Genomic DNA, 23208 nt, shown 5'->3' with positions numbered 1-23208 from the left:
ACACAACCCCTATTATGTATCAGGAGTCTGTACATGTAAAACCTGGATGCGCTCGACTCTCAAGCACTAGAGGCTGAGACAACCGATGAAGATATCAATGCCCTGGAGCAAAACCGGGTTCACTACCTTGGCAAAAAGGGTGAATTGACTCAGGTGATGAAGACCCTGGGGAATTTGCCGGCAGAAGAGCGTCCGCAAGTGGGCGCCCTGATCAACGTTGCCAAGGAGCGTGTCACAGAGGTTCTCAATGCGCGCAAGGCACTGTTTGAAGAGGCCGACCTGGCCGCCAAACTGTCCGCCGAGTCCATTGACGTGACCCTACCTGGCCGTGGCCAGACCTCGGGTGGTCTGCATCCGGTTACTCGCACTCTGGAACGTATCGAACAGTTCTTCACTCACATCGGCTACGGCATTGCCGAAGGCCCTGAGGTCGAAGACGACTATCACAACTTCGAAGCACTCAACATCCCAGGCCATCACCCGGCCCGGTCGATGCATGACACCTTCTATTTCAATGCCAACATGTTGCTGCGCACCCATACCTCGCCGGTACAGGTCCGCACCATGGAATCGAAACAGCCGCCGATCCGCATCGTCTGCCCAGGCCGTGTGTACCGTAGCGACTCCGATATCACCCACTCCCCGATGTTCCACCAGGTCGAAGGCCTGCTGGTCGACCGTGATATCAACTTCGCCGACCTGAAAGGCACCATCGAAGAGTTCCTGCGCGTGTTCTTCGAAAAAGAACTGGCCGTGCGTTTCCGCCCTTCGTATTTCCCGTTCACCGAGCCGTCCGCTGAAGTCGACATGGAATGCGTGATGTGCAGCGGTAAAGGCTGCCGTGTCTGCAAGCAGACTGGCTGGCTGGAAGTGATGGGCTGCGGCATGGTTCACCCGAATGTGCTGCGCATGTCCGGGATCGACCCGGAAGAGTTTTCGGGCTTTGCCTTCGGCATGGGTGTTGAACGTCTGGCCATGCTGCGTTACGGCGTGAACGACTTGCGTCTGTTCTTCGACAACGACTTGCGGTTCCTCGCGCAATTTCGCTAGTCGTAACGAATTCTTAGGAGAGCAGGATGAAATTCAGTGAACAGTGGCTGCGTGGCTGGGTAAGCCCGCAGGTAAGTCGTGACGAGCTGGTTGCTCGTCTGTCGATGGCCGGTCTTGAGGTCGATAGCGTTACGCTGGCCGCCGGCGAATTCACCGGTGTGGTGGTGGGCGAGGTGCTGAGCACCGAACAGCACCCGGACGCTGACAAGTTGCGCGTTTGCCAGGTCAGCAATGGCTCGGAGACCTTCCAGGTCGTTTGCGGTGCGCCTAACGTGCGCCCGGGTCTGAAGATCCCGTTCGCCATGATCGGTGCCGAACTACCAGGCGATTTCAAGATTAAGAAAGCCAAACTGCGCGGCGTTGAGTCCAACGGCATGCTGTGCTCGCAAGCCGAGCTGCAAGTCGGCGAAGGCAACGATGGCCTGATGGAATTGCCAGCCGATGCGCCGGTCGGTCAGGACATTCGTGAGTACCTGAGCCTGGACGATGCCAGCATCGAGGTCGACCTGACCCCGAACCGCGGCGACTGCCTGTCCCTGGCCGGCCTGGCCCGTGAAGTCGGCGCGCTGTATGCCGCTGAAGTCACCCGTCCGGTGGTTGCTGTCGTTCCAGCTGTACACGATGAAGTGCGTTCGATCGAAGTGCTGGCACCAGCCGCTTGCCCGCGTTACCTGGGTCGTGTGATCCGTAACGTTGACCTTTCCAGGCCGACGCCGCTGTGGATGGTCGAGCGCTTGCGTCGTGGCGACGTGCGCAGCATCGACGCTGCCGTCGATATCACCAACTACGTGATGCTGGAGCTGGGTCAACCGCTGCACGCGTTCGATCTCGCCGAAATCAATGGCGGCATCCGCGTACGCATGGCCGAAGAAGGCGAGAAGCTGGTTCTGCTCGACGGTCAGGAAGTCAGCCTGCGTAGCGATACGCTGGTGATTGCCGACCACACCCGCGCCCTGGCCATCGCCGGCGTCATGGGTGGCGAGCACAGTGGCGTCAACACCGCGACCACTCGTGATATTTTCCTGGAAAGCGCGTTTTTCGATCAGATTGCCGTCGCCGGCAAGGCTCGTTCCTACGGCCTGCACACCGACGCTTCGCACCGCTACGAGCGTGGCGTGGACTGGCAACTGGCCCGTGAAGCCATGGAGCGTGCCACTGGCCTGCTGCTGGAAATCACTGGCGGCGAAGCTGGCCCGATTATCGAAACCGTCAACGAGCAGCACTTGCCGTCGATTGCGCCGGTTACTCTGCGTGCGCAACGCATCACTCAGATGCTGGGTATGGAAATGGATTCGACCGACGTCGAGCAACTGCTCAGCGGCTTGGGTCTGAAGATTTCTGCCGATGGGGCAGGGCAGTGGCGCGTTGAAGTTCCAAGCCATCGCTTTGACATCAGCCTGGAAGTCGATCTGATCGAAGAGCTGGCTCGTCTGTATGGTTACAACCGTCTGCCGGTTCGCTACCCGCAAGCTCGTCTGGCGCCGCAGGCCAAGGCTGAAGCGCGTAGCGATCTGCCTGAGCTGCGTCGCCTGCTGGTGGCTCGTGGTTACCAGGAAGCGATCACCTACAGCTTCATCGATCCGAAACAATTCGAGTTGTTTAATCCGGGGGTCGAACCGCTGCTGCTGGCCAACCCGATCTCGAACGACATGGCGGCCATGCGCTCGTCCTTGTGGCCGGGTCTGGTGAAGGCGCTCCAGCACAACCTGAACCGTCAACAGGATCGCGTTCGTTTGTTCGAAAGCGGCCTGCGTTTTGTCGGTCAGCTGGAAGATCTGAAGCAAGAGCCGATGCTGGCGGGTGTTGTTTGCGGTAGCCGCCTGCCGGAAGGCTGGGCGCAAGGTCGCGATGTCGTGGACTTCTTCGACGTCAAAGCCGACGTAGAAGCGGTGCTCGGCTTTGCCGGTGCACTGGATTCGTTCACTTTCGTACCGGGCAAACACCCTGCGTTGCACCCGGGTCAAACCGCACGCATCGAACGTGAAGGTCGCTTGGTCGGTTTCGTCGGCGCTATTCACCCTGAATTGTCGAAAACCCTCGCTCTCGACCGTCCGGTCTTCGTTTTCGAGCTGGTTCTGGCCGAAGTGGCATTGGGTAAAATGCCTAAATTCCAGGAGTTATCGCGTTTTCCTGAAGTGCGTCGTGACCTGGCACTGATTGCGGCCAAGGACGTCGCGGCCAGTGCTGTACTGGACGTAATCCGTGAAAATGCAGGCGAATGGCTGACAGACCTCAGGCTATTTGACGTGTATCAGGGTAAAGGCATTGATCCTGATAGAAAAAGCCTTGCAGTCGGCTTGACCTGGCAGCATCCATCGCGCACTCTTAATGACGATGAGGTGAATACCACGACGCAAAACATCCTCACCTCGCTCGAACAAAGGTTGAACGCCACGTTAAGGAAGTGACGTATGGGGGCTCTGACGAAAGCTGAGATGGCGGAACGTCTGTATGAAGAGCTGGGCCTGAATAAACGGGAAGCCAAGGAATTGGTCGAACTGTTTTTTGAAGAAATCAGGCACGCTCTTGAAGACAACGAACAAGTCAAATTGTCCGGTTTCGGCAATTTCGACCTTCGGGACAAACGCCAGCGGCCTGGCCGCAATCCGAAAACGGGTGAAGAAATCCCGATCACGGCTCGCCGTGTGGTCACCTTTCGTCCAGGGCAGAAGTTGAAGGCCCGAGTTGAGGCTTATGCTGGAACCAAGTCATAACGACGAACTACCCGTCATCCCAGGCAAACGCTACTTCACCATTGGTGAAGTCAGCGAGCTGTGTGCGGTAAAACCGCACGTGCTGCGTTACTGGGAGCAGGAGTTTCCTCAACTCAATCCCGTCAAACGCCGCGGAAACCGCCGGTATTATCAGCGACAAGACGTACTGATGATCCGGCAGATCCGCGCGCTTCTTTATGATCAGGGGTTCACCATCGGTGGTGCACGCCTGCGTTTGTCAGGCGATGAAGCCAAAGACGACACGACCCAATACAAGCAAATGATCCGCCAGATGATCGCCGAGCTGGAGGATGTTCTGGTGGTACTCAAGAAATAAACTCCTGCTTTTAAATACTTCCAGTTTTCAAAAGCTTGCGATATATTCTTGAGCGTTCTTCGAGAAGAGGAACGGATTTAACGCCTAGTCGGGGCGTAGCGCAGTCCGGTAGCGCACTAGCATGGGGTGCTAGGGGTCGAGTGTTCGAATCACTCCGTCCCGACCATATAGTTCAATGACTTAGGCCAGTGTTCACAGCACTGGCCTTTTTCATGTGCGTGACTTTTGCGTGACTTCTCTATTTTTCACGCCTGCTTCCTCTTCAAAATTGTCAGACCGGTCCACGCGAATCGGTTGCAGATACCATGTTCGCAGCTTCAATCAGATGCCCGAGCTCAGCGCCGGAGTAGTGACTGGTGATGCTGCCGTTCTTGTGGCCAAGAAGAGTCTTACGGTCTTCCTCGGTTACGCCAGCTGCGCGCAGCCGACGGCCAAATGTGTGTTTGAGGTCATGGATCCTTATGGATGCATAACCTGGGTGAGCGGGGCGAAGGTTTTCCTCCTGCCAGAGCTTCGCCGCTCTCACCCGAGCCTTCTTCCAAGCCGTGTCATTCATTCGATGCATCGGGTGCCGTTGTAAGGGAAAACCCATTCCTTGCTCACGCCGCGTTGTTTCTCGATGATCGACTTAGCTACGTTGTTGAGCACGACCAGTCGCTCGTCACCGTTCTTCACTCCAGACCGTTCGTGTCTGCCGCCAAAATCAGCCGGAATCAGAAACACGCTGGTCCCGAGCTCTGGCACCGAAATCTCCCAATCCCATCGCAGTTTGCAAACCTCCTGCTCCCGGGGGCCGGTGTTCACTTTGAACAACGCCATCGTTTGCAGGTGGGCCGGCAACTCCCCGAAAAAGAATCGATTGCTCCGGCCACGACATCGGGTACGGCTTGCGGCTCGACTTCTTCTCTTCCAGTTTCGTGAGCATCGGCACGCTATCCAGCCACGGCCTGCGCTCAAGGGCTGGTCGTGAAGATGGGAGAGCAGCTACTTCCACCTGTGGACGAACTCATTGTGACGACTGGATTCCGCCCCTACATGAGCCTGCTCGCAGAGCTGCGTATCGCCCTTGATCCCGCAACCCAAAGCGCAGTGTTGCTCGCTCCAATGATCGATCCCAACGAGCACAGTTGCGGTACGGTCAGACCCCATGGTGCGGTAGAGCTGGCCCATCCTGAGGAAGGTTTGTTCATTGTTGGGATGAGGAGCTATGGTCGGGCGCCTACGTTCTTGTTGATGACTGGGTATGAGCAAGTTCGCTCTGTCGTCGCGGCGCTGGCGGGTGATTGGGATGCGGCCAAAAGGGTTGAGCTGGTCCTCCCGGAAACTGGCATTTGCAATTCGGATTTCGATGAAGTCGATGATCGCTTGAAGGCTTCGGCAAGTCAGAGGTCTTGTTGTGGCGCCGGAGAGACAATCCTTGAGGCCGCGCCTCGTACCTCGCCGGGTTGTTGCAAAGCCTAGTGCGCAGCAACCGACCCCGCCCTCGATGACCGGGGCGGGTTAGGGGCGACCTTCTTACTTTCTTCTGCATGTCCAGGTAGTCCTTGAACCAAGGAGCGACCTATTTCTGCGTGAGTGACAGGTTCATTACAGAAACCATATATACACTGCTGCAGATATTTGAAGAGGCACGGAAGGCGATTTACCTGGCTAACGCCGTAATACAGGGCTTTCATTGAAGGTGGTCGGCGGAGTCCAATCGTTTTGATGGATTAATGTGTCGTTGGATCTTTACCTTGTATACGGAAAAACATATATTCGTTACGCCGTATGTGAGCTGAGGCTTCACAATGACCAGCAAAGCCCGTGTCCTGTTCGTCTGTACCGCCAACGCTGCACGCTCCCAGTTGGCCCAAGCGTTGCTGAGGCATACCGACTCAGAGCATTTCGAGGCGTTCAGCGCAGGCACAACTCCGACTCAGGTAGATCCGCGCACCTTTGAGGCGCTTTCACACATCGGTGTGAGCACCGAAGGATTACGTAGCAAGTCGATAGACGAGTTCCGTGGTGAGCGTTTCGATTACGTCATCACCTTGTGTGATAAAGCCGCAGCGGAATGCCTGTCTTTACCAGGAGCAGGTGAGGCATTGGCCTGGAGTTTTGAAGATCCGGTGACCAGCATCAAACCCGATGCCTTCCGTCACACCCTTCACGAAATTCATGAGCGCATCAAGATGTTCGTCTTGGTCAAAAACAAACACTGAGAACCGATATGGCAGACCATCTGACACCGACCACTGTTTTCAAATGCCTGGCCGACGACACTCGGGTCCGCACGATGATGCTCATCACCCGTGAAGGAGAGCTTTGTGTTTGCGAGCTGACCTGCGCGTTGAACGAGAGTCAGCCAAAAATTTCCAGGCACCTGGCGCAACTGCGTACTTGCGGCCTGTTGTCGGACCGTCGGCAAGGCCAATGGGTTTATTACCGACTGCACCCGAATCTCCCTGACTGGGTTCATCAAGTGCTGACCACCGTGCTGGAAAGCAACAAGCACTGGTTGAGCCCTGATGCCAAACGCCTTGATGAAATGGGTGACCGTCCTGAATGTGCAGCCGTGTGCTGTGAAAGCAAAATCGCCTGATTCCGTCTTAGACTACGAGATCGCTCGATGAAAATCCTGTTTCTCTGCACTGCCAATAGCTGCCGCAGCATCCTTTGTGAAGCGGTCTTCAATCACTTGGCACCGGAAGGCATGAAAGCCTACAGCGCTGGCAGTCAACCCAAAGGCGAAGTGCATCCGCTGAGTCTCAAGACTTTGGAAAACGCTGGTATCTCGACGCTGGGGCTGTTCAGTAAGTCCTGCGATGTCCATGTGAACTTGGTACCTGATTTCGTCATCACGGTGTGCGACAAGGCAGCCGGTGAAGCCTGCCCGGTGTTTTTTTTGCCGGCCGTTAAGGCGAAACGCGGCTGGTTCGATGAATCCAAGAGCGCCGTTGCGCAGGACAAAGACTATGTTTGATGACCCTATCCCCCAACTCGATACCGAACTGGTTGATCTCCCATCGACAGACAAACTAGGTATCGAAAAGACCTCCATCCATAAGCCGCGCATTTTGCTGCTGTACGGATCGACCCGTGAGCGCTCCTTCAGTCGCCTGATGGTAGAGGAGGCCGCTCGACTGCTGGAGCACTTCGGCGCCGAGGCGCGGATTTTCAATCCGTCAGGTTTGCCGCTGCCAGATGACGCCCCTGATGATCACCCACGAGTTAAGGAACTGCGCGAGCTGATGCTGTGGTCCGAGGGGCAGGTCTGGTGCTCTCCAGAACGTCACGGCTCCATGAGCGCGGTCTTCAAGGCTCAGATCGATTGGGTGCCACTCGCGATGGGCGCAGTACGCCCGACCCAAGGCAAAACCCTTGCCGTCATGCAGGTGTGCGGTGGCTCGCAGTCGTTCAACGTGGTTAATCAGCTGCGAGTGCTGGGACGTTGGATGCGCATGTTCACCATCCCGAACCAATCCTCCGTGCCGAAGGCCTATATGGAATTCGACGACAACGGCCGGATGAAGCCTTCTCCGTTCTACGACCGTGTCGTTGATGTGATGGAAGAGTTAGTGAAATTCACACTGCTGCTTCGTGACCGCCAGGACTATCTGGTTGATCGTTATTCCGAGCGCAAAGAGTCAGCGGAAGAACTCATGAAACGTGTCAATCAGCGCTCAATCTGAGGATTTTTCACCGTGCCACAACACCCATATTCCGTACTACCCCTGACACAATTCAGTGGCCAATTGATCTTCACCCCGTGCCCAGGCACGAAGGGCACCAAGCCTTTCGACGCGGTGCAAACCCTCAAGGATGCGGGGGCACCGGCGTTGCGTCCGCGCGCCATTCAGCATCCTGCCCATATCGAATACATCGGCCAGTTCGACAAGCAGTCGAACTCCCACTGACAGCAGATACAGAGCACAACAACATGACTATTAAAGTTGGCATCAATGGTTTTGGTCGGATCGGTCGCCTCGCTTTGCGAGCAGCCTGGAGCTGGCCAGAGTTCGAATTCGTGCAGATCAATGATCCAGCTGGTGACGCGGCGACTCATGCGCACCTGTTGAACTTCGACTCGGTGCATGGTCGTTGGAATTACCAGGCCGACTCCGAGGGCGATAGCATCGTCATCGACGGCAAACGAATCAAGGTAACGGCCAACAAGGCAATTGCCGACACTGATTGGTCGGGCTGCGATCTGGTGATTGAAGCCAGCGGCAAGATGAAGACCGTCGCGGTGCTTCAGGCTTACCTCGACCAAGGCGTGAAGCGCGTAGTGGTCAGCGCCCCCGTGAAGGAAAAAGGCGCGCTGAACATCGTCATGGGCGTTAACCATCAGCTGTTCAATGCGGCGGAACATCGCATCGTCACGGCGGCCTCATGCACCACCAACTGTCTGGCGCCAGTGGTGAAAGTCATCCACGAGAAGCTGGGCATTCGCCATGGTTCGATCACCACCATCCACGACCTGACCAACACCCAAAGCATTCTCGATCAGCCCCACAAGGATCTGCGCCGTGCGCGCGCTTCAGGCATGAGCCTAATTCCAACCAGTACCGGCTCGGCCACCGCCATTGCCGAAATCTTCCCGGAGCTGCGTGGGCGCCTGAATGGTCACGCCGTACGCGTGCCGCTGGCCAACGCTTCGCTGACCGATTGTGTTTTCGAGGTCGAGCGTGCCACCACTGTTGAAGAGGTGAATCAGTTCCTCAAGGACGCTTCCGAGAACGAGCTGAAAGACATCCTCGGTTTCGAGGAGCGTCCATTGGTGTCCATCGACTACCGTACCGACCCGCGCTCGTCGATCATTGATGCGCTGTCGACCATGGTCATCAACGGCACCCAAGTCAAACTCTATGCCTGGTACGACAACGAATGGGGCTACGCCAACCGCACCGTCGAACTGGCCAAAATGGTTGGTTTGGCAGTCTAAGGAGCGGTCATGAAAGCGTTGCCAGCCCTCGCTCCGGAAGTGCGGCAGTACCTGCTCGTGACGGGCAACTACTGGGCCTTCACCCTCACCGACGGCGCTTTGCGCATGTTGGTGGTGCTGCACTTTCACGCGTTGGGCTACAGCCCACTTCAAATCGCGGCATTGTTTCTGTTCTACGAACTCTTTGGCGTGATCACCAACCTGGTGGGGGGTTACCTCGGCGCTCGGCTGGGTCTGAACCGAACCATGAACATCGGGCTGGGCCTCCAGGTTGCGGCGCTGCTGATGCTGACGGTTCCGGTGGCCTGGCTAACCATCCCATGGGTGATGGGCGCTCAGGCGCTGTCGGGGATTGCCAAAGACCTGAACAAGATGAGTGCCAAAAGCTCCATCAAGCTTCTGGTTCCTGATGGGCAGCAGGGCAAGCTCTACAAGTGGGTGGCGATTCTCACCGGCTCGAAGAACGCACTCAAGGGTGTCGGCTTCTTTTTTGGCGGAGCCTTGCTGGCACTGATCGGCTTCAAAGGCGCCTTGCTGGTCATGGCGGGTGTCCTGGCGCTGATCTGGATCAGCAGCTTGATCCTGTTGAAGAAGGACCTGGGCAAAGCGAAAGCCAAGCCCAGGTTTCGCGACATCCTGTCCAAGAGCCGGGCGATCAATATCCTCTCAGCGGCGCGGATGTTCCTGTTCGGTGCCCGCGATGTCTGGTTCGTGGTGGCCTTGCCGGTTTACCTGAGCAGTATCTTCGGCTGGGACTTCTGGAAGGTTGGAGGCTTCCTTGCAGTCTGGGTGATTGGCTACGGCATCGTGCAGTCCTTCGCGCCCTACATCACCGGAAAGAAACGTGGTCATGTACCGGATGGTCGTGCGGCGTTTCTGTGGGCACTTGCACTGACGGGCCTGCCTGCGGCAATCGCTCTCGGGCTGAACACCGAGGTGTCACAACCGGTGGTGCTGCTCGGCGGGTTAATGGTCTTTGGCGCGCTGTTCGCGGTGAATTCGTCGCTGCACAGCTACCTGATTGTCTCCTACGCCAAGGAAGACGGCGTGTCGCTGGATGTCGGTTTTTATTACATGTCGAACGCCATGGGTCGTCTGATCGGCACGGTGCTTTCCGGTTGGGTTTATCAGGTGTATGGACTGGAAGCGTGCTTATGGATATCGAGTGCATTCGTGCTGCTCGCAGCTTTAATTTCAATTGCATTGCCTCGTCACGCGCTTAGTGAATGACTGCTTTTGGCTGTGGATTCAGCCGGTCGATGCAGTCATTGGCCTGAGCCTTAGCGGGTCGCATGCATTGATGAGTGAACTGCAGGGCAGCGCGCAGATGATCGAACATTTGCCCAGAGATCACACAACTGGCGATCTGCGGTTAAAACAACATCATGGGTCGGACGGCATCAGCGAAGGTCTGTAGAGCATGAGCAAGCCGATCACCGAAGGTTACTACGGGTGCCCCCGCTGGACTTTCATCCGGATCTGCGCGCGTTGCGCATCGGTTGACCGTCCAGCGGGGTCGGATGGCTTATTGAATTAAAAAGCAGCCACCAACCCGTCTTTGCGCGGGTCGGTGCCGCCGACATAACCGTGGGCCGTGCGCTGGATGATCTGTGTACCGCCGAAGGCGAAGACGCCTCTGGGCGCTTCGACGACGACATCATGGCCTTTGGCGCGCAGGGCTTCGACGACCTGAGGATCGAATGAGCGCTCCACTGCGACTTTAAGTCCTGACTCGATCCTCCTTGGGTCACCCATTAACCCGAACGATATCAACGGTGTGCCGTCAGCGTTCATCACAAAGCCGGGAATGATGGTGTGGAACGGGCGTTTGCGCGGTGCGACGACGTTCACGTGCTGCGGGTCCAGAGAGAACCCGGCGCCACGGTTTTGCAGGCTGATACCGGTGCCGGGCACGACTACGCCTGATCCGAAGCCCATGTAGTTGGACTGAATGGACGAAACCATCATGCCGCTCTCGTCGGCAGTCGACAGGTACACCGTGCCACCGGGTTTTGGTGAGCCATGGCCGGGGTTGGCGGCCTGTTCGCCCACCAGCCCGGCGCGGTCCATCAGGTAAGAAACATCCAACAAGTGTTCGCTGCTCAAACGCATGTTCTCGTTGTCCGCAACATGCTCGTTCAGATCGGCGAGGGCCAGTTTCATCGCTTCCAGCACCGGGTGCACGGTTTCCAGGCTGTCCACCGGGTGCTCCCCGATGCCCAGCGCTTCGAGCATGGTCAGGCCTGCCAGAGTCGCGATGCCCTCAGGTCGCGCCCAAGTTCATCGGTGCCCAGCCAGTAGATCAGCGACGGCGCCTTACGCACTGCCAGGAAGTTAGGTTTCACAGGATCAAACGGCGCGATCCACGGCGCGAACGCGGCCGCAAGGACAAACAGCAGTAACACCGCCGCGCCCAGTACCGCACCTTTGTTGGCGAAGAGCTTCCGGGCGAAGGGCGAGCGGCTGCGACGGCCATCAATGAAATGACCGGTGCCGCCGAAGATGTTGCACGCAATGCCATCTCTACTTCCGATGCCATACGCGAATCGGATCAGACCGCTCAGCTCGGTCGACAGCAGGTTCTGCGTACAGTCGATGCCATCGGCGAACTGATCACCGGCGTAACGACTACCGCCGGCGAGGTGGAGGATTTGGTAGGACGCGTTCGTGACATCAGCCAGGTGCTCGACGTCATTCGCTCGGTGGCCGATCAAACCAACCTCCTGGCACTCAACGCGGCCATCGAGGCCGCCAGGGCAGGGGAAGCAGGGCGTGGTTTTGCCGTGGTCGCCGACGAAGTTCGTGGTTTGGCCCACCGAACCCAGCGTTCAACCCAAGAGATCGAACAACTCGTCGGGAACTGTCTCGATTGGCAGTGTCGCTCAACGGTCTTGTGTCGCGCTTTTCGGTATGACGCAACATTAGTAACTCCGGTGCAAATTCACCGAGGTTGTTCATATGGAAGAAATACGCGCTATCGCGATCGCCCCACGGATACCGATAGAAAAGCTGACCGACACACCGTCCTTACGGACTGAGATTCGACCAGTCAGATTGCCATCCTCCCTGAGGATTCGGCCGGCATCGTTGGCGGTCAGCGACTCGAGTTCCTTGATGGTAATTTTGGCCACAAAATAGACTCCCCCCTACTTTTTCCCCCCGCAAAACGAATGGCTCTAGGTGGAATCCTCACTGCGTTCGCTTGAATTGATGTCTTGTTTGGCAGCCTCCATATGGGTAAGGCGCAAAAAATTTACGTTTTTTTTACGATGGGTTTTGTTACTCGCAACGATACTGGCCGGCAAAATTGACAGTGCTTTTATGCCTCGCAACCCTCAACTTCTTCGGTTTTTCCCACAAGATTTCCTTGGACTGATCAATGCTGTTTTCAGGGGAGCAGAAGGTGGTGCGAGTCGGTCGCAGGCCCTTCAGAAAGAGTGAACACTTGGCTGTGCAAGGACTACTGTCTTTATTACTCATTTGAATCTGATGGCAGTTTCAGTGAAGTCCACAACGGCCTTGAAATCTCACGGAATGCGTTTTCGGCCCTCAATATTCGAGACGTATAAAGTGAGCGAAACAGCGCCCCATGCAATTGAAGAACCCCATCGCAAAACTTCAGCGGTAGGACTGCTCGTCGCTGCTGTTGGGGTGGTGTACGGAGATATTGGCACCAGCCCCCTGTACACGCTTAAGGAAGTGTTTGCCGGTCACTACGGTGTCCAGGCCAACCACGATGGCGTGCTGGGCATTCTGTCGTTGATCTTCTGGTCACTGATTTGGGTGGTCTCGATCAAGTACGTGCTGTTCATCCTTCGCGCCAACAACCAGGGCGAAGGCGGCATCATGGCGCTGACGGCATTGGCCCGTCGGGCGGCCGCCCCTTATCCGTACATGAGTAAAGTACTGGTACTGCTTGGTTTGTTCGGTGCGGCACTTTTTTACGGGGACAGCATGATCACCCCGGCCATTTCGGTACTCTCTGCGGTTGAAGGACTACAGCTGGCGTTTGACGGAATAGAGCACTGGGTTGTGCCCTTGTCAGTGATCGTGCTGGTGGCGCTGTTCTTGATCCAAAAGCACGGCACGGCTCGCATCGGTATCCTGTTCGGCCCAGTGATGGTGCTGTGGTTTGTCGTGCTAGGTGCGCTGGGGATCTATGGAATTTTGCAGCGCCCGGAAGTACTGCAAGCGCTCAACCCATACTGGGGAGCGCATTTCTTTATCGCTCATCCGGGGATCGGTGTGGCCATCCTTGGTGCAGTGGTGCTCGCGCTTACGGGCGCCGAAGCGCTGTATGCCGACATGGGCCACTTCGGTCGCAAGCCCATTTCCCGCGCCTGGTTCATTTTGGTATTACCAGGACTGGTACTCAATTATTTTGGCCAAGGCGCCTTGATCCTGGAGAACCCGGAGGCGGTGCGCAATCCGTTTTATCTGCTCGCGCCTGGCTGGGCACTGTTGCCAATGGTCGCGCTCTCCACACTGGCCACCATCATCGCTTCTCAAGCCGTGATCTCCGGTGCTTTCTCCCTGACTCGCCAGGCCATCCAGCTAGGGTATGTCCCTCGCATGTTTATCCAGCACACCTCCAGCCAGGAGCAGGGACAGATCTATATCGGTACGGTTAACTGGGCGTTGATGGTCGGTGTCGTGCTGCTGGTGATTGGCTTCGAGTCGTCCAGTGCGTTGGCCGCAGCCTATGGAGTCGCGGTGACGGGGACCATGCTGATCACCACCATCCTGTCCTCGGCTGTCGTCCTGCTGCTATGGAAAACGCCGCGCTGGCTGGCCATCCCAATGCTGTTTGGATTTTTGCTGGTAGACGGCCTGTATTTCGCGGCCAATGCGCCGAAGATTTTCCAAGGAGGTGCGTTCCCGGTGATTGCCGGCATCGGCCTGTTCATTCTGATGACGACCTGGAAGCGGGGCAGGAAGATTGTTGTTGAGCGGCTGGATGAAACCGCGCTTCCTCTACCGCTATTTATCGGCAGCATCCGTACGCAACCTCCCCATCGCGTACAAGGCACGGCGGTGTTTCTGACGGCCAGGGCGGATGCTGTTCCTCATGCGCTGCTGCACAACCTGCTGCATAACCAGGTTTTGCATGAGCAAGTGGTATTGCTCACCGTGGTGTCTGAAGACAGCCCTCGCGTCAGTGCTGAACGGCGGTTCGAGGTCGAAGCCTTTGGTGAAGGCTTCTTCCGGGTCAGTCTGCATTTTGGTTTTATCGAGGAGCCCGATGTCCCCTTGGCGTTGAGTCTCTGTCATTTGGCTGAGCTGGATTTCAGTCCGATGCGCACGACCTATTTCCTCAGCCGAGAGACGGTGATCCCGACCAAACGCATAGGTATGGCCCGTTGGCGAGAAAGCCTGTTCGCGTTTTTGCTCAAGAACGCCAACAGCAACTTGAAATACTTCAAGTTGCCGCTGAATCGGGTGATTGAGCTGGGCACACAGGTCGAAATGTAGAAACAAACAAGGCCGCAAATGCGGCCTTGTTTTTTTAGGGGTTACTCGTGTGCATGGCCGTGCTCAGCGCTTTCGGAGGTTGTGCCTTTTTCACCGCCGCCGCATGCCGTCATCAGGCCGAGGAAGCAGATCAGAAGCATCGAACGGATCAGAGTTGTAGGGGTTTTCATGGGAAGACTCTTCATAAAACGGATGAAATAAAATGGCCTGTGTTCAGGCTGAGCACCGCATTTTCGGCAGTAGGACAGCCATCGCTGCTTCGAGCTACTGTTTGACGCCCAAGTAATTGCCAGTCGTTTTTAGTGAGATGGTCACGTCGTTGTTGCTGCGATTACGCCAAAACCAACCGTGGGTGCCGTCAAAAATGGCGGTGAATTCACCTTTGTCACCTTTGACTTGCTTGCCCTTGGTGTAGCTGTGGAAGTAACCCTTTTCACCGTTGTAGGGTTCGCCATGGGTGTCGTAGTTCACAGGCCCACCAGCCGTTGTCCATTCATATGTGACGGTTTTGTTCTTCAACATTTCCAGTTTGATTTCTGTCCCTTCACCTGGCTTGAGCGTGACGGTCATTTGATTCGTCTTCAGAGCAGGGGCAGGTGTCGCCACTGGTTGAGCAACAGGTTTCGCAATAGGTTGGACTTGAGCAACCTGCGGAGCTGGAGCTGGAGCTGCTGGTTGAGGTGGCGCGGTATCCGCCAAAGCTTCCTGGGCAAGGGTGATCTTCAATTCGCCCATCTGGGTCAGTCCCAGTGCTCGGCCCACACCCGTTGGATCAACGGCGTATTCCGAGGGCATAACAACGGTCACCAACAGGCCGACAGCAGTCAGCAGTGCAATGACAGTCGAACGCACGAGTTTGCGAGTGCTAGGCAATTCATTAACGGTGGGAAGCGGAGTATTGAACATGGTCAGAATTCCTTACGCGGAGACAAATAGGCCGATGATCTGGTAACCCATCAGGAGGAAGCCGGCACTCATCATGGCGACGTTGGCGGTATAGGCGTGGCGCCAGAAACTGCCGGAGCGCCGCCAATACCCCATCAAAATGAGAATCGCGCTGAGGGCCAGTAATTGGCCGATCTCGACACCGACGTTGAAAGCGAGCAGGTTGGGAATCAGGCCATCAGGCGAGATCTCGTACTCCTGAATCTTGGTGGCCAGACCGAAACCATGGAGCAGGCCGAAGATCAGCGTGGCCACCTTGGTGTTGGGTTGGAAACCGAACCAGCGCTGGAATGCGCCCAGGTTATCGAGCGCCTTGTACACCACCGAGAAACCAATGATGGCGTCGATGATGTAGGAGCTGATGCTGATCTCGGTCAGCACGCCCAGCAGCAGCGTGACCGAGTGGCCTACAGCGAATAGCGTGACGTAGAGCCCCACGTCTTTCAGGCGGTAGAGAAAGAAGATCACTCCGAACAAAAACAGCAGGTGGTCGTAGCCCGTCATCATGTGCTTGGCGCCCATATAGATGAAGGGCAACAACATGACGCCGGAGCTTTCTTGGATGAACCCCTTGTCACCTTCCGCGACGGCATGAGCCATCGCCTCGGGCATTGCGAGGAAAAGTGTCGCGACAAATAAAAACAACAGCAGTAGCAGGCGACGCGAAGGCGCAGTAAATGCGTCAACGCCGCTCATCGAGTGCGAATGCATAGATCAATCCTACGTTGCGGGGATCAAAGGCCGCAGTGCGGCCATGGTCAGGATTTGAACGAAGGACGGGGTGGACGCTCGATCAAGAAAATCGGCGGACGAGGAACGGAATAGGACGGGGCTTCGAGTCGCATGGACAGCTTCGGCTGCGCAGACAAAGTCAACACAGCACTGAGCTGTGGCGTTTCGTGCTGGTGGTCAGGGGTCAAAGGGGAGTGATAGTGATCCGAACAGCTCGCACACGACATCTCAGCTTGCTCTTCATGAGAGTGATGAGCGTCTTGCGCAATCTCCCAGGCCGGCTGTTTCGACATCACTGACAACGTATAGGTATGCCCGGCCCAGGCCACAAACATGGCGAGAGCAAGCGCGATTACCACCGTCGTTGTCAGTGTTCTGCTGAACATAGCGTGCGGGTTTCAACTCGTTTTGTAGGGCTTTGATGCGTTTGACCCATCCTCCTAGGGGGGATAGGATGCCAGCGTAATTCATTGAGGCCTGAGGCTCAAGTCATGAGTGAGCACGAACACGAACACAGCCACCCCCACACCCACCAAAGTCACGAGGCGATCATTAAACGCCTCAAACGGGCGGACGGCCATTTACGCGGCATCATCACCATGATCGAAGAGGGTCGTCAGTGCGTGGACATCGCCCAGCAGCTGCATGCTGTTGAAAAAGCGGTGTGCCAAGCCAAGCGCACGCTCATTCAGGATCACATCGATCACTGCCTGGAGGACACCGTCTCGGCGTTGAACAATGGCGAGCGCGCACCACTGGAAGCCTTCAAGCAAATCACCAAGTACCTCTAGGTCTGACATGCCCATCCACGGCTGGATTGGTTTGAACGCAAAAGGTGAAGATGAGTGTTTGAACTCACCAGCTACGTCGGTCTGTTTCTGGCGGCATTCGGTGCCGCCACGCTGCTGCCGATGCAGTCTGAAGCGGTACTGGTTGGAATGTTGCTTTCCGATCAGTACGTCGCTTCAACGCTCTTGGCGGTCGCCACCCTCGGCAACGTTCTTGGCTCTGCACTGAACTGGATTCTCGGTCGCTCCATTGAGCGATTGCGCCACAAGCGCTGGTTTCCGGTGAGCGAGAGCAAGCTTGAAAAGGCCCGGAATTCCTACCTGCGCTACGGGCGCTGGTCGTTGCTGCTGAGCTGGGTGCCGATCATTGGCGATCCGCTGACAGTCGTCGCCGGAGTCATGCGCGAGCCACTTTGGAGCTTCCTGCTGATAGTCTCCCTGGCCAAGGGCGTGCGTTATCTCGTGCTGGCCGCCGTCACACTGGGGTGGGTATGACAACTGTTCATACGACCCAGCATGCCTTGCTCAAGCGCCGAAGCAGCAGCCTGGATCTGATCAAGTGGGTGGCGATGCTGACCATGGTCATCGACCACCTTCGGTTAGTGTGGCCGGAGATGAGCACTCTGTTCATTCCGGGGCGGCTCTCTTTTCCGTTGTTCTGTGTCGCTATCGCGGCCAACGTGGCGCGTTCTAAATCGGGCGAACTGCTGACGCCTGCTAATGGTCGTTACCTTCTCTCGATGCTGTTGTTCGCCGTTATTTCAGAAGTGCCGTATCGCTACATCAGCACCTTGGGATCGTTCAACGTATTGGTTACGCTGGTGTTGGGGCTGGTGATTGCCTGGGGTTGGCAGCATCGCACCTTGTTGAGCGGCGCTATGGCGTTAATTGCCACCACAATTGCTTATGTGCTGGATGATCCACTGATGTATGGCTTCTACGGAGCACTTGTTCCAGCGGCGGTCTTGTTAGCGATTAAGAAGCCCGGTGTTCTTTGGTTGCTGCCAGCGGCTCTATGCTTGTTAAGCAATACCCGCAGCAGCATCGTTATCAGGGCGATGGACTTAGAAATTTATTCCTTGCTGGCTTTAAGCACTGCGTTCGCGGCGCCCCTAATCGGACTCTGGCTTTTGCGTCAGACCTTCTCCTTCAAGGTCTGGCCGGTCGGGCAATGGGGCTACTGGTTCTATCCGGGGCACCTTGCCGCTCTGCAAGCCCTTCGATTCCTGGTCTGAATGCCCGCCAACTAGCCCTAGTAAATATTAGAAACTCACGATCACTGGCTGGGCCATCGGCGATGCTGATCATCGATCACGTATGGGTGTTCGTGATCCACACCGTCCTGGCCATCGAGGTGCGTGTGATCGCCCGGCAGACCCTTATGGGTATGCTTGATCGACTCTTGGTCATGAGCTGGACGCCAGATTACGATGCTGACCACTAGCGCACTACCGGCCACGACGGCGAGCCCTACAAACGACGCAGCGAGGCTGATATTGGCACCCAGCCATCCTGCCAATGGGTAGGTAATCAACCAGCAGGCATGGGATAGAGCAAATTGGGCGGCAAACAACGCCGGGCGATCTTCGGCATGCGCCGAGCGACGCAACAGTCGACCGCTCGGAGTCTGGGCCAGGGAGTAGCCCACCCCGAGCACCACCCACAGCGGCAACAGGATGTTATAGGTGGTCAGGTTGATACCAACCGCTAAACCCGCAACCAGTATTCCTCCACCAAACAGCATGGCCGTTCGGTCTTTGATGTTTTTTAACAACCGAGGCAAGACCAAGGCCGCGACCATCGAGCCGCCACCAAACGCAGCCAGCGCCAATGCTGTAGAACTCTGAGGCAGAGCGAAGTGCGACTGCACCAGCACCACCGTATTGACGATGACCATGGCACTGGCAGCGGCCACTGTCAGATTAAGAGCCAGCAGCCCCCGTAGGCGAGGGGTGGCCAGGAATATGCGCATGCCACGGGTAGTTCGTTCGTAGATGCTGCGTCGTGGCGTCGGCTTCGCCTTTGGCAGCACCACTGTGGCGACCAGGGCCGCTGAAGCGAGGAAACCGATGACAGTGCCGGCGAACAGATTATGGAAGCTGATAACGGTCAGCAACGCGGCGGCGAGCATAGGGCTGGCGACACTTTCAAGATCATAGGCGAGACGTGATAGCGACAAGGCGCGGGTGTAGTCGTCTTCATCCGGCAGGATGTCTGGAATGGTTGCCTGAAATGTCGGGGTGAACGCCGCCGAGGCTGACTGGAGAACAAAAATCAGCACGTAGATCTGCCAGACTTCCGTCACAAATGGCAGAGCGAGCGCGACCAGTGCTCGCACCAGATCCAGCGAGACCAGCATCGCTCGACGGGGTAGACGTTCAGCAAAAGCCGCTGCGATCGGTGCAACGCCAATGTAGGCCGTCATTTTGATCGCCAGCGCTGTACCGAGGACAGCACCTGCTTGGGCGCTCGCAAGGTCGAACGCCAGCAGGCCCAGCGCGACAGTGGCGAGTCCAGTCCCTACGAGCGCGATTACTTGGGCGAGAAAGAGATGACGGTAGGTTCGGTTGGCTAGGATTTTCAGCATGGAAGATCTCAGGTGGCGAAGTGCGTGACCAGGCGGTTACCTAACTTTTCACGAAGAGACGCAATCAGCTGGTTTCGTCTCTGTTCAGTGCGAATATCCCCCCTGGGGGGATACGGTTCGATCCTAAATCATAGTCCATGGCAGCTCAAGAAATAGGCGCTACGCCATCTATCGAATTATTGAAGTGCGGGCCCGCCCGCCGGTTTGTATTGGTTCTGTACGGCGAGGCGACGTGCTCAATGTTTCGATTGCAGCATTCAAATGCTGCGACGCTGCCGGTCGGATGTATTTCCTCCCTGGCTTGTATGGCTAGTTGGAACGTGTGATCATACTTTCATTATAGGTAGGGGGGGTATGGTATGGGTCATGTGAGATCGAGCAAAGACAATCTTCTTAAGCGCGTAAAACGCATCGCCGGGCAAATCCAGGCAATTGAGCGAGCGCTCGACTCTGACGATGACTGCTCAAAAACCTTGCTTTTGGTCGCTTCGACCCGTGGCGCGATCAATGGGCTGATGGATGAAATCATCGAAGACCACGCTCGTGAACATGTCGCGAATCCGACACTCAGCAACGAAGAAAGAGCGAAAGGCGTCGACGAGCTCCTCGAAGCTATTCGCCGCTATTCCAAATAGGATTTACCCAGATGAGTAATTCGTACACGGACTATGCCCACGACCATATGTTCTTGGGGGCATCGCATGAAGAAAACGCCAAGCGAACCTTGTGGGTGGTGGCACTGACCGTCGTAATGATGGTCGCTGAGATCACCGCAGGTTATGTCACAGGGTCCATGGCGTTGCTTGCCGATGGATTTCACATGGCAACGCACGCAGGAGCACTCGGTATAGCCGCGGCTGCTTACGGCTACGCAAAAAGGCATGCATCAAGTGCTCGCTACAGCTTTGGAACTGGCAAGGTTGGAGACTTGGGCGGTTTCGCTTCTGCTCTGATTTTGGGGTTGGTCTCCCTGGGCATTGGCGGGGAATCGCTATTCCGCCTCTTTCAACCGACTCAAGTGCAATTCGGGACGGCGACTCTTATCGCAGTCGTCGGACTAGCAGTGAATGTCGTGAGCGCGCTTTTGCTCTCCGGCGGTCATGACCATCACCATGGGCATGACCACGGCCACGATCAATCTCACCATGCGCATGGTCACGACAATAATTTGCGCTCTGCTTACGTTCACGTCATTGCAGATGCCCTGACCTCGGTTCTGGCCATCGCTGCTCTGCTTGCTGGCCGATACCTTGGTTGGGTATGGCTCGACCCTGCAATGGGGATTTTGGGTGCAATTGTCATTGCACGCTGGGCTTGGTCGTTGATGCGGGTGACTGCGGGTGTATTGCTCGACCAGACAGATGATCATGTCGCCCAAGAAATTCGTGAACTGGTTGAAACGCCTGGAGATGCTTCGATCATTGATCTTCATGTCTGGCAGGTAGGGCCTCAGGCCCGAGCCGCGATTGTGAGCGTCCTCGGCAGCCCCGCAGTGAATGCCGAAGACATACGAGGACGGCTTGCTACGGTTCATGAAGTCATGCATCTGACTGTTGAATACCGCACGAAGCTGGGAGCTGACTCACCGGTACAAGTCTCCGTTCCGGCTTAGAAATGAACGCATAGTCGACTGAAATGAAAATAAGGATCGAGATATGCTTTTGAGCAAACGGGATCAAGCGCAAATCGAACGTCGTCTGATTGCTGCTCTGACCAAGGCCTGCGAGACGGCCAAAGCAGAGATAGTGGGCTTCTCTTGGTTGACTCACGATGTGGATTACGCGCGATTTCCCTCCAGTCTGATGGTTGTTTGGGTCTTCGACACCGATGCCAACAGGGATGAGGTGCTTGCCAATGGGCAAGACAAGCGGATGCTCGAACTGACGACCCTGGCGTTAAGTGAAGCGAATGTTCACGTCAGTCAGGTGTCGGCCAACGTGCATCTCGATACTGAAGAGCAATGTCAGCGGTCGAATGCCGGTGACTGGCGGCAGCGTTTAACCCGTACACGATCCACGCGGAGTTAAACCATGGCCAAGGACATCGAAAACCCGTGTATTTCCGTTTGCCAGCTGAACAGCGAACTATGTTTGAGCTGCGGTCGCACCAAGGAAGACATCAGAAAATGGAAGCGGATGAAGCGTCCAGAAAAGATGGCCGCTGTACAACGCGCGACCCTGCGCCTGAAAAGCTTGCAAAAAAAGCATAATTGAACGCCGCAGTTTAGGCCACAGTTGTAATGCGTCCTCCCTTGCTGCTGTCCTCGGCCCCCTTACAACTTCTTCTACTGCTTGAACACCTAATGGACAAAGCATTTCTCGCTGCATGGCCAGGGTGGACGGTAGCCATGCAGCGTTAGATGGACAGGGCCAGATTAATTGCCGGGGTATTCAGCAATGACCTGGTCTGCGCCTGCTTTGGACAAGCCGATTACCTGGTAAGCATCACGTTTTCCGTTGACTTCCATGCCTGGAGATCCAGCCGGCATGCCAGGAACGGCGATCCCGAGAAGGTCGTCACGTTTGCTCATCGCAATGATTTGCTCGGCGGGCACGTGACCTTCAACAAACTTTCCATTGATCATTGCTGTGTGGCAGGACGAGAGTCGTGGAGCAACACCGAGATTCTGCTTGACCGCGCTCATGTTGGTTTCTACATGATCAACGACGGTGAAGCCGTTAGCTTCAAGGTGCTGGATCCACTTCTTGCAGCATCCACAGATAGCGTCACGATGGACGTCGATCGTCAGCGACTCTGCTGCATGACCAGTTGAACTGATAAACAGAGCCGCGAATGCAGCGAGGCGAAGTGCCCGACCGGGACGAAGAAAGTTATTTCGCATGGGTATGCTCCTTCCCATCAGCGTGGGTATGAGTGTTTGGCTGAACGGCCGGAGTTGCAGGAGCGTCATGTGAAGCCTCCACAACCAGAGGATGGGCGTGTTCGGTACTTTCATCCTGAGAAGGCGGTGAGGCCGCCTCATGGGCATGGTCGCTGTTACTCTCGCCATGATGGTCGCCTGCTTCGGCTATCTCTTCGGCTGCACCCGCATCATGATGCCCGGCGACAGCCCCTTTTTGGCCCTCATGCTCGCCTTCATGGTTATGCATTTTGCTCTCGCCGCCACCGTGTTGATGACCGCCGCTGCTGGTTGCTAGAGCGTTGTATTGCTCTGCATCCAATGAAGGCAGCTGTTGGAGAAAAGCGACCATTTCCCATATGTAGGGATCGGCCATGCTTTTACCCCAAGCGGGCATGCCTGTGGATTTGATTCCATGCTTGATGATCCAGAAAGCTGCGGCAGGGTTTCCATCAACGCCCAGTTTTGAAAGATTTGGAGGTGCAGGGTAAAGGCTATTACTTAACTCGGTTCCTGCAATACCCGGGGCCAGATGGCAACCGATGCACATAGAGTTGTAGTTGCCAGCACCTGCGCGGATGAGAGCTTCTTCGCTCAGGTCGGGGACTTTAATGTCGCGTGAGCGCACTTCGATCGAGCGATCCCGAGCGGTGGAAAGTAGCGCGTAAACGGGATCGGAATGTGGATCATCCGCCCCAACATTAATCACACCAAAATACACCACGCCGGCACCTACTATTGCGGCGACCACCCCGGCAGCAGTCAATGTTTTCAATGTTCTTTTCATGTCAGGCCC

The 23208-nt window shown here is 56.2% G+C and carries 25 protein-coding genes, 1 tRNA gene and 6 pseudogenes; 22 read left to right on the top strand and 10 right to left on the bottom strand.

The genetic code is table 11. The features are described from left to right. Window positions 1–42: 42 nt before the first annotated feature. From pheS to ACIQU2_RS24150, 5 genes are all read left to right on the top strand, one after another. The gene (pheS, locus tag ACIQU2_RS24170; protein WP_403144406.1) at window positions 43–1050 is read left to right on the top strand and encodes a phenylalanine--tRNA ligase subunit alpha; all 1008 of its coding nucleotides are present in this window, start codon (window positions 43–45) and stop codon (window positions 1048–1050) included. 26 nt (window positions 1051–1076) lie between these two features. Next, window positions 1077–3458 carry a phenylalanine--tRNA ligase subunit beta gene (gene pheT, locus ACIQU2_RS24165; RefSeq protein ID WP_403144399.1) on the top strand — a complete coding sequence of 794 codons (2382 nt, stop codon included), beginning with the start codon at window positions 1077–1079 and terminating at the stop codon, window positions 3456–3458. Between the two features lie 3 nt (window positions 3459–3461). Beyond that, entirely contained in the window at window positions 3462–3764 is a 303-nt protein-coding gene (gene ihfA / locus ACIQU2_RS24160) for an integration host factor subunit alpha (protein ID WP_002553164.1), read from the top strand. Next, complete coding sequence (locus ACIQU2_RS24155; RefSeq protein WP_003179985.1) at window positions 3745–4101, top strand: MerR family transcriptional regulator; 357 nt, start codon at window positions 3745–3747, stop codon at window positions 4099–4101. The genes ihfA and ACIQU2_RS24155 overlap by 20 nt, the downstream gene beginning before the upstream one ends. Window positions 4102–4190: 89 nt before the next feature. Continuing rightward, window positions 4191–4267 (top strand) — tRNA-Pro (locus tag ACIQU2_RS24150). Window positions 4268–4346: 79 nt separating this feature from the next. On the opposite strand, the pseudogene ACIQU2_RS24145 reads toward ACIQU2_RS24150, so the two are convergent. Further along, window positions 4347–5056: pseudogene (locus ACIQU2_RS24145) on the bottom strand (tyrosine-type recombinase/integrase); the annotation flags it as partial. A gap of 80 nt (window positions 5057–5136) precedes the next feature. Here ACIQU2_RS24145 and ACIQU2_RS24140 point away from each other — a divergent pair. From ACIQU2_RS24140 to arsJ, 8 genes and pseudogenes are all read left to right on the top strand, one after another. Next, on the top strand, window positions 5137–5562 hold the full coding sequence (locus ACIQU2_RS24140; protein ID WP_403144397.1) for a hypothetical protein: 426 nt from the start codon (window positions 5137–5139) through the stop codon (window positions 5560–5562). A gap of 329 nt (window positions 5563–5891) precedes the next feature. Next, window positions 5892–6305, top strand: a complete 414-nt coding sequence (locus ACIQU2_RS24135) for an arsenate reductase ArsC (RefSeq protein WP_064676889.1) — start codon at window positions 5892–5894, stop codon at window positions 6303–6305. 8 nt (window positions 6306–6313) lie between these two features. Then, window positions 6314–6685 (top strand): metalloregulator ArsR/SmtB family transcription factor, encoded by a 372-nt coding sequence (locus ACIQU2_RS24130; protein ID WP_403144394.1) that lies wholly within the window; start codon window positions 6314–6316, stop codon window positions 6683–6685. Between the two features lie 27 nt (window positions 6686–6712). Beyond that, window positions 6713–7030 (top strand): annotated as a pseudogene (locus ACIQU2_RS24125) (arsenate reductase ArsC); the annotation flags it as partial. A 28-nt stretch (window positions 7031–7058) separates the two neighbouring features. After that, window positions 7059–7775 carry an arsenical resistance protein ArsH gene (gene arsH / locus ACIQU2_RS24120; RefSeq protein WP_282377894.1) on the top strand — a complete coding sequence of 239 codons (717 nt, stop codon included), beginning with the start codon at window positions 7059–7061 and terminating at the stop codon, window positions 7773–7775. A gap of 12 nt (window positions 7776–7787) precedes the next feature. Further along, window positions 7788–8000, top strand: a complete 213-nt coding sequence (locus ACIQU2_RS24115; RefSeq protein ID WP_403144391.1) for a protein phosphatase — start codon at window positions 7788–7790, stop codon at window positions 7998–8000. Between the two features lie 23 nt (window positions 8001–8023). After that, a complete protein-coding gene (locus ACIQU2_RS24110; protein WP_403144388.1) occupies window positions 8024–9028 on the top strand; it encodes an ArsJ-associated glyceraldehyde-3-phosphate dehydrogenase in 1005 nt (334 codons plus the stop codon). Window positions 9029–9037: 9 nt separating this feature from the next. After that, on the top strand, window positions 9038–10258 hold the full coding sequence (gene arsJ / locus ACIQU2_RS24105) for an organoarsenical effux MFS transporter ArsJ (RefSeq protein WP_403144385.1): 1221 nt from the start codon (window positions 9038–9040) through the stop codon (window positions 10256–10258). A 303-nt stretch (window positions 10259–10561) separates the two neighbouring features. On the opposite strand, the pseudogene ACIQU2_RS24100 reads toward arsJ, so the two are convergent. Both ACIQU2_RS24100 and ACIQU2_RS24095 read right to left on the bottom strand, forming a co-directional pair. Continuing rightward, window positions 10562–11293: pseudogene (locus ACIQU2_RS24100) on the bottom strand (gamma-glutamyltransferase); the annotation flags it as partial. After that, window positions 11269–11532 (bottom strand): annotated as a pseudogene (locus tag ACIQU2_RS24095) (hypothetical protein); the annotation flags it as partial. The pseudogenes ACIQU2_RS24095 and ACIQU2_RS24100, both read right to left, overlap by 25 nt. A 168-nt stretch (window positions 11533–11700) precedes the next feature. Between ACIQU2_RS24095 and ACIQU2_RS24090 the strand changes: the two are divergent. After that, a pseudogene (locus ACIQU2_RS24090) lies at window positions 11701–11883 on the top strand (methyl-accepting chemotaxis protein); the annotation flags it as partial. A gap of 112 nt (window positions 11884–11995) precedes the next feature. On the opposite strand, the pseudogene ACIQU2_RS24085 reads toward ACIQU2_RS24090, so the two are convergent. Further along, window positions 11996–12159: pseudogene (locus ACIQU2_RS24085) on the bottom strand (site-specific integrase); the annotation flags it as partial. 499 nt (window positions 12160–12658) lie between these two features. Here ACIQU2_RS24085 and ACIQU2_RS24080 point away from each other — a divergent pair. After that, the gene (locus ACIQU2_RS24080) at window positions 12659–14500 is read left to right on the top strand and encodes a potassium transporter Kup (RefSeq protein ID WP_347805658.1); all 1842 of its coding nucleotides are present in this window, start codon (window positions 12659–12661) and stop codon (window positions 14498–14500) included. Between the two features lie 41 nt (window positions 14501–14541). On the opposite strand, the gene ACIQU2_RS24075 is transcribed toward ACIQU2_RS24080, so the two are convergent. The 3 genes from ACIQU2_RS24075 to ACIQU2_RS24065 all read right to left on the bottom strand — a co-directional run bounded on the left by ACIQU2_RS24075 (window position 14542) and on the right by ACIQU2_RS24065 (window position 16156). Further along, complete coding sequence (locus tag ACIQU2_RS24075; protein WP_347805653.1) at window positions 14542–14670, bottom strand: hypothetical protein; 129 nt, start codon at window positions 14668–14670, stop codon at window positions 14542–14544. 94 nt (window positions 14671–14764) lie between these two features. Beyond that, complete coding sequence (locus ACIQU2_RS24070; RefSeq protein ID WP_347805652.1) at window positions 14765–15406, bottom strand: transmembrane anchor protein; 642 nt, start codon at window positions 15404–15406, stop codon at window positions 14765–14767. A gap of 12 nt (window positions 15407–15418) precedes the next feature. Next, window positions 15419–16156, bottom strand: a complete 738-nt coding sequence (locus ACIQU2_RS24065) for a HupE/UreJ family protein (RefSeq protein ID WP_347805651.1) — start codon at window positions 16154–16156, stop codon at window positions 15419–15421. Window positions 16157–16668: 512 nt separating this feature from the next. On the opposite strand from ACIQU2_RS24065, the gene ACIQU2_RS24060 reads away from it, so the two are divergent. From ACIQU2_RS24060 to ACIQU2_RS24050, 3 genes are read left to right on the top strand one after another with little or no spacing between them, the layout of a single operon-like run. Further along, window positions 16669–16968, top strand: a complete 300-nt coding sequence (locus ACIQU2_RS24060; protein WP_069557030.1) for a metal-sensing transcriptional repressor — start codon at window positions 16669–16671, stop codon at window positions 16966–16968. Between the two features lie 54 nt (window positions 16969–17022). After that, window positions 17023–17460 carry a YqaA family protein gene (locus ACIQU2_RS24055; RefSeq protein ID WP_347805650.1) on the top strand — a complete coding sequence of 146 codons (438 nt, stop codon included), beginning with the start codon at window positions 17023–17025 and terminating at the stop codon, window positions 17458–17460. After that, the gene (locus ACIQU2_RS24050; RefSeq protein ID WP_403144381.1) at window positions 17457–18200 is read left to right on the top strand and encodes a TraX family protein; all 744 of its coding nucleotides are present in this window, start codon (window positions 17457–17459) and stop codon (window positions 18198–18200) included. Before ACIQU2_RS24055 ends, ACIQU2_RS24050 begins: the two co-directional genes overlap by 4 nt. Before the next feature lie 41 nt (window positions 18201–18241). Here ACIQU2_RS24050 and ACIQU2_RS24045 read toward each other — a convergent pair whose 3' ends face one another. After that, complete coding sequence (locus ACIQU2_RS24045) at window positions 18242–19552, bottom strand: MFS transporter (protein ID WP_403144378.1); 1311 nt, start codon at window positions 19550–19552, stop codon at window positions 18242–18244. 359 nt (window positions 19553–19911) lie between these two features. Here ACIQU2_RS24045 and ACIQU2_RS24040 point away from each other — a divergent pair, with 359 nt between their 5' ends. The 4 genes from ACIQU2_RS24040 to ACIQU2_RS24025 are packed head-to-tail and all read left to right on the top strand — an operon-like array spanning window position 19912 to window position 21765. Continuing rightward, window positions 19912–20187 (top strand): metal/formaldehyde-sensitive transcriptional repressor, encoded by a 276-nt coding sequence (locus ACIQU2_RS24040; protein ID WP_028621219.1) that lies wholly within the window; start codon window positions 19912–19914, stop codon window positions 20185–20187. Window positions 20188–20198: 11 nt separating this feature from the next. Next, window positions 20199–21164 (top strand): CDF family Co(II)/Ni(II) efflux transporter DmeF, encoded by a 966-nt coding sequence (dmeF, locus tag ACIQU2_RS24035; RefSeq protein ID WP_403144375.1) that lies wholly within the window; start codon window positions 20199–20201, stop codon window positions 21162–21164. 43 nt (window positions 21165–21207) lie between these two features. After that, a complete protein-coding gene (locus tag ACIQU2_RS24030) occupies window positions 21208–21579 on the top strand; it encodes a hypothetical protein (protein WP_403144373.1) in 372 nt (123 codons plus the stop codon). 3 nt (window positions 21580–21582) lie between these two features. Beyond that, window positions 21583–21765, top strand: a complete 183-nt coding sequence (locus ACIQU2_RS24025; protein WP_084317634.1) for a DUF1289 domain-containing protein — start codon at window positions 21583–21585, stop codon at window positions 21763–21765. Window positions 21766–21926: 161 nt separating this feature from the next. Here the strand turns inward: ACIQU2_RS24025 and ACIQU2_RS24020 are convergent, their stop codons facing one another. Both ACIQU2_RS24020 and ACIQU2_RS24015 read right to left on the bottom strand, forming a co-directional pair. After that, window positions 21927–22394 carry a DUF411 domain-containing protein gene (locus ACIQU2_RS24020; protein ID WP_403144370.1) on the bottom strand — a complete coding sequence of 156 codons (468 nt, stop codon included), beginning with the start codon at window positions 22392–22394 and terminating at the stop codon, window positions 21927–21929. After that, window positions 22384–23199 carry a cytochrome c gene (locus tag ACIQU2_RS24015; RefSeq protein WP_347805029.1) on the bottom strand — a complete coding sequence of 272 codons (816 nt, stop codon included), beginning with the start codon at window positions 23197–23199 and terminating at the stop codon, window positions 22384–22386. The genes ACIQU2_RS24020 and ACIQU2_RS24015 overlap by 11 nt, the downstream gene beginning before the upstream one ends. Between the last annotated feature and the right edge of the window lie 9 nt (window positions 23200–23208).

The organism is Pseudomonas sp. NPDC098740 (assembly GCF_044760065.1).
In the GTDB taxonomy this organism is placed as follows: Bacteria; Pseudomonadota; Gammaproteobacteria; order Pseudomonadales; family Pseudomonadaceae; genus Aquipseudomonas; species Aquipseudomonas rossensis.
The sequence above is the reverse complement of the archived record's forward strand: the minus strand, read 5'-3'. Positions and strand labels throughout refer to the sequence as shown.

Excerpts from the sequence above, each read along its gene's own strand:
- ACIQU2_RS24050 (WP_403144381.1), top strand. The coding sequence starts at position 17,457 with ATGACAACTGTTCATACGACCCAGCATGCCTTGCTCAAGCGCCGAAGC.
- ACIQU2_RS24060 (WP_069557030.1), top strand. The coding sequence starts at position 16,669 with ATGAGTGAGCACGAACACGAACACAGCCACCCCCACACCCACCAAAGT.
- ACIQU2_RS24025 (WP_084317634.1), top strand. The coding sequence starts at position 21,583 with ATGGCCAAGGACATCGAAAACCCGTGTATTTCCGTTTGCCAGCTGAAC.
- dmeF (WP_403144375.1), top strand. The coding sequence starts at position 20,199 with ATGAGTAATTCGTACACGGACTATGCCCACGACCATATGTTCTTGGGG.
- ACIQU2_RS24070 (WP_347805652.1), bottom strand. The coding sequence starts at position 15,406 with ATGTTCAATACTCCGCTTCCCACCGTTAATGAATTGCCTAGCACTCGC.
- arsH (WP_282377894.1), top strand. The coding sequence starts at position 7,059 with ATGTTTGATGACCCTATCCCCCAACTCGATACCGAACTGGTTGATCTC.
- ACIQU2_RS24130 (WP_403144394.1), top strand. The coding sequence starts at position 6,314 with ATGGCAGACCATCTGACACCGACCACTGTTTTCAAATGCCTGGCCGAC.
- pheT (WP_403144399.1), top strand. The coding sequence starts at position 1,077 with ATGAAATTCAGTGAACAGTGGCTGCGTGGCTGGGTAAGCCCGCAGGTA.
- arsJ (WP_403144385.1), top strand. The coding sequence starts at position 9,038 with ATGAAAGCGTTGCCAGCCCTCGCTCCGGAAGTGCGGCAGTACCTGCTC.
- ACIQU2_RS24065 (WP_347805651.1), bottom strand. The coding sequence starts at position 16,156 with ATGCATTCGCACTCGATGAGCGGCGTTGACGCATTTACTGCGCCTTCG.
- ACIQU2_RS24020 (WP_403144370.1), bottom strand. The coding sequence starts at position 22,394 with ATGCGAAATAACTTTCTTCGTCCCGGTCGGGCACTTCGCCTCGCTGCA.
- ACIQU2_RS24155 (WP_003179985.1), top strand. The coding sequence starts at position 3,745 with ATGCTGGAACCAAGTCATAACGACGAACTACCCGTCATCCCAGGCAAA.
- ACIQU2_RS24030 (WP_403144373.1), top strand. The coding sequence starts at position 21,208 with ATGCTTTTGAGCAAACGGGATCAAGCGCAAATCGAACGTCGTCTGATT.
- ACIQU2_RS24075 (WP_347805653.1), bottom strand. The coding sequence starts at position 14,670 with ATGAAAACCCCTACAACTCTGATCCGTTCGATGCTTCTGATCTGCTTC.
- ACIQU2_RS24110 (WP_403144388.1), top strand. The coding sequence starts at position 8,024 with ATGACTATTAAAGTTGGCATCAATGGTTTTGGTCGGATCGGTCGCCTC.
- ACIQU2_RS24135 (WP_064676889.1), top strand. The coding sequence starts at position 5,892 with ATGACCAGCAAAGCCCGTGTCCTGTTCGTCTGTACCGCCAACGCTGCA.
- ihfA (WP_002553164.1), top strand. The coding sequence starts at position 3,462 with ATGGGGGCTCTGACGAAAGCTGAGATGGCGGAACGTCTGTATGAAGAG.
- ACIQU2_RS24015 (WP_347805029.1), bottom strand. The coding sequence starts at position 23,199 with ATGAAAAGAACATTGAAAACATTGACTGCTGCCGGGGTGGTCGCCGCA.
- ACIQU2_RS24045 (WP_403144378.1), bottom strand. The coding sequence starts at position 19,552 with ATGCTGAAAATCCTAGCCAACCGAACCTACCGTCATCTCTTTCTCGCC.
- ACIQU2_RS24040 (WP_028621219.1), top strand. The coding sequence starts at position 19,912 with ATGGGTCATGTGAGATCGAGCAAAGACAATCTTCTTAAGCGCGTAAAA.
- ACIQU2_RS24140 (WP_403144397.1), top strand. The coding sequence starts at position 5,137 with ATGAGCCTGCTCGCAGAGCTGCGTATCGCCCTTGATCCCGCAACCCAA.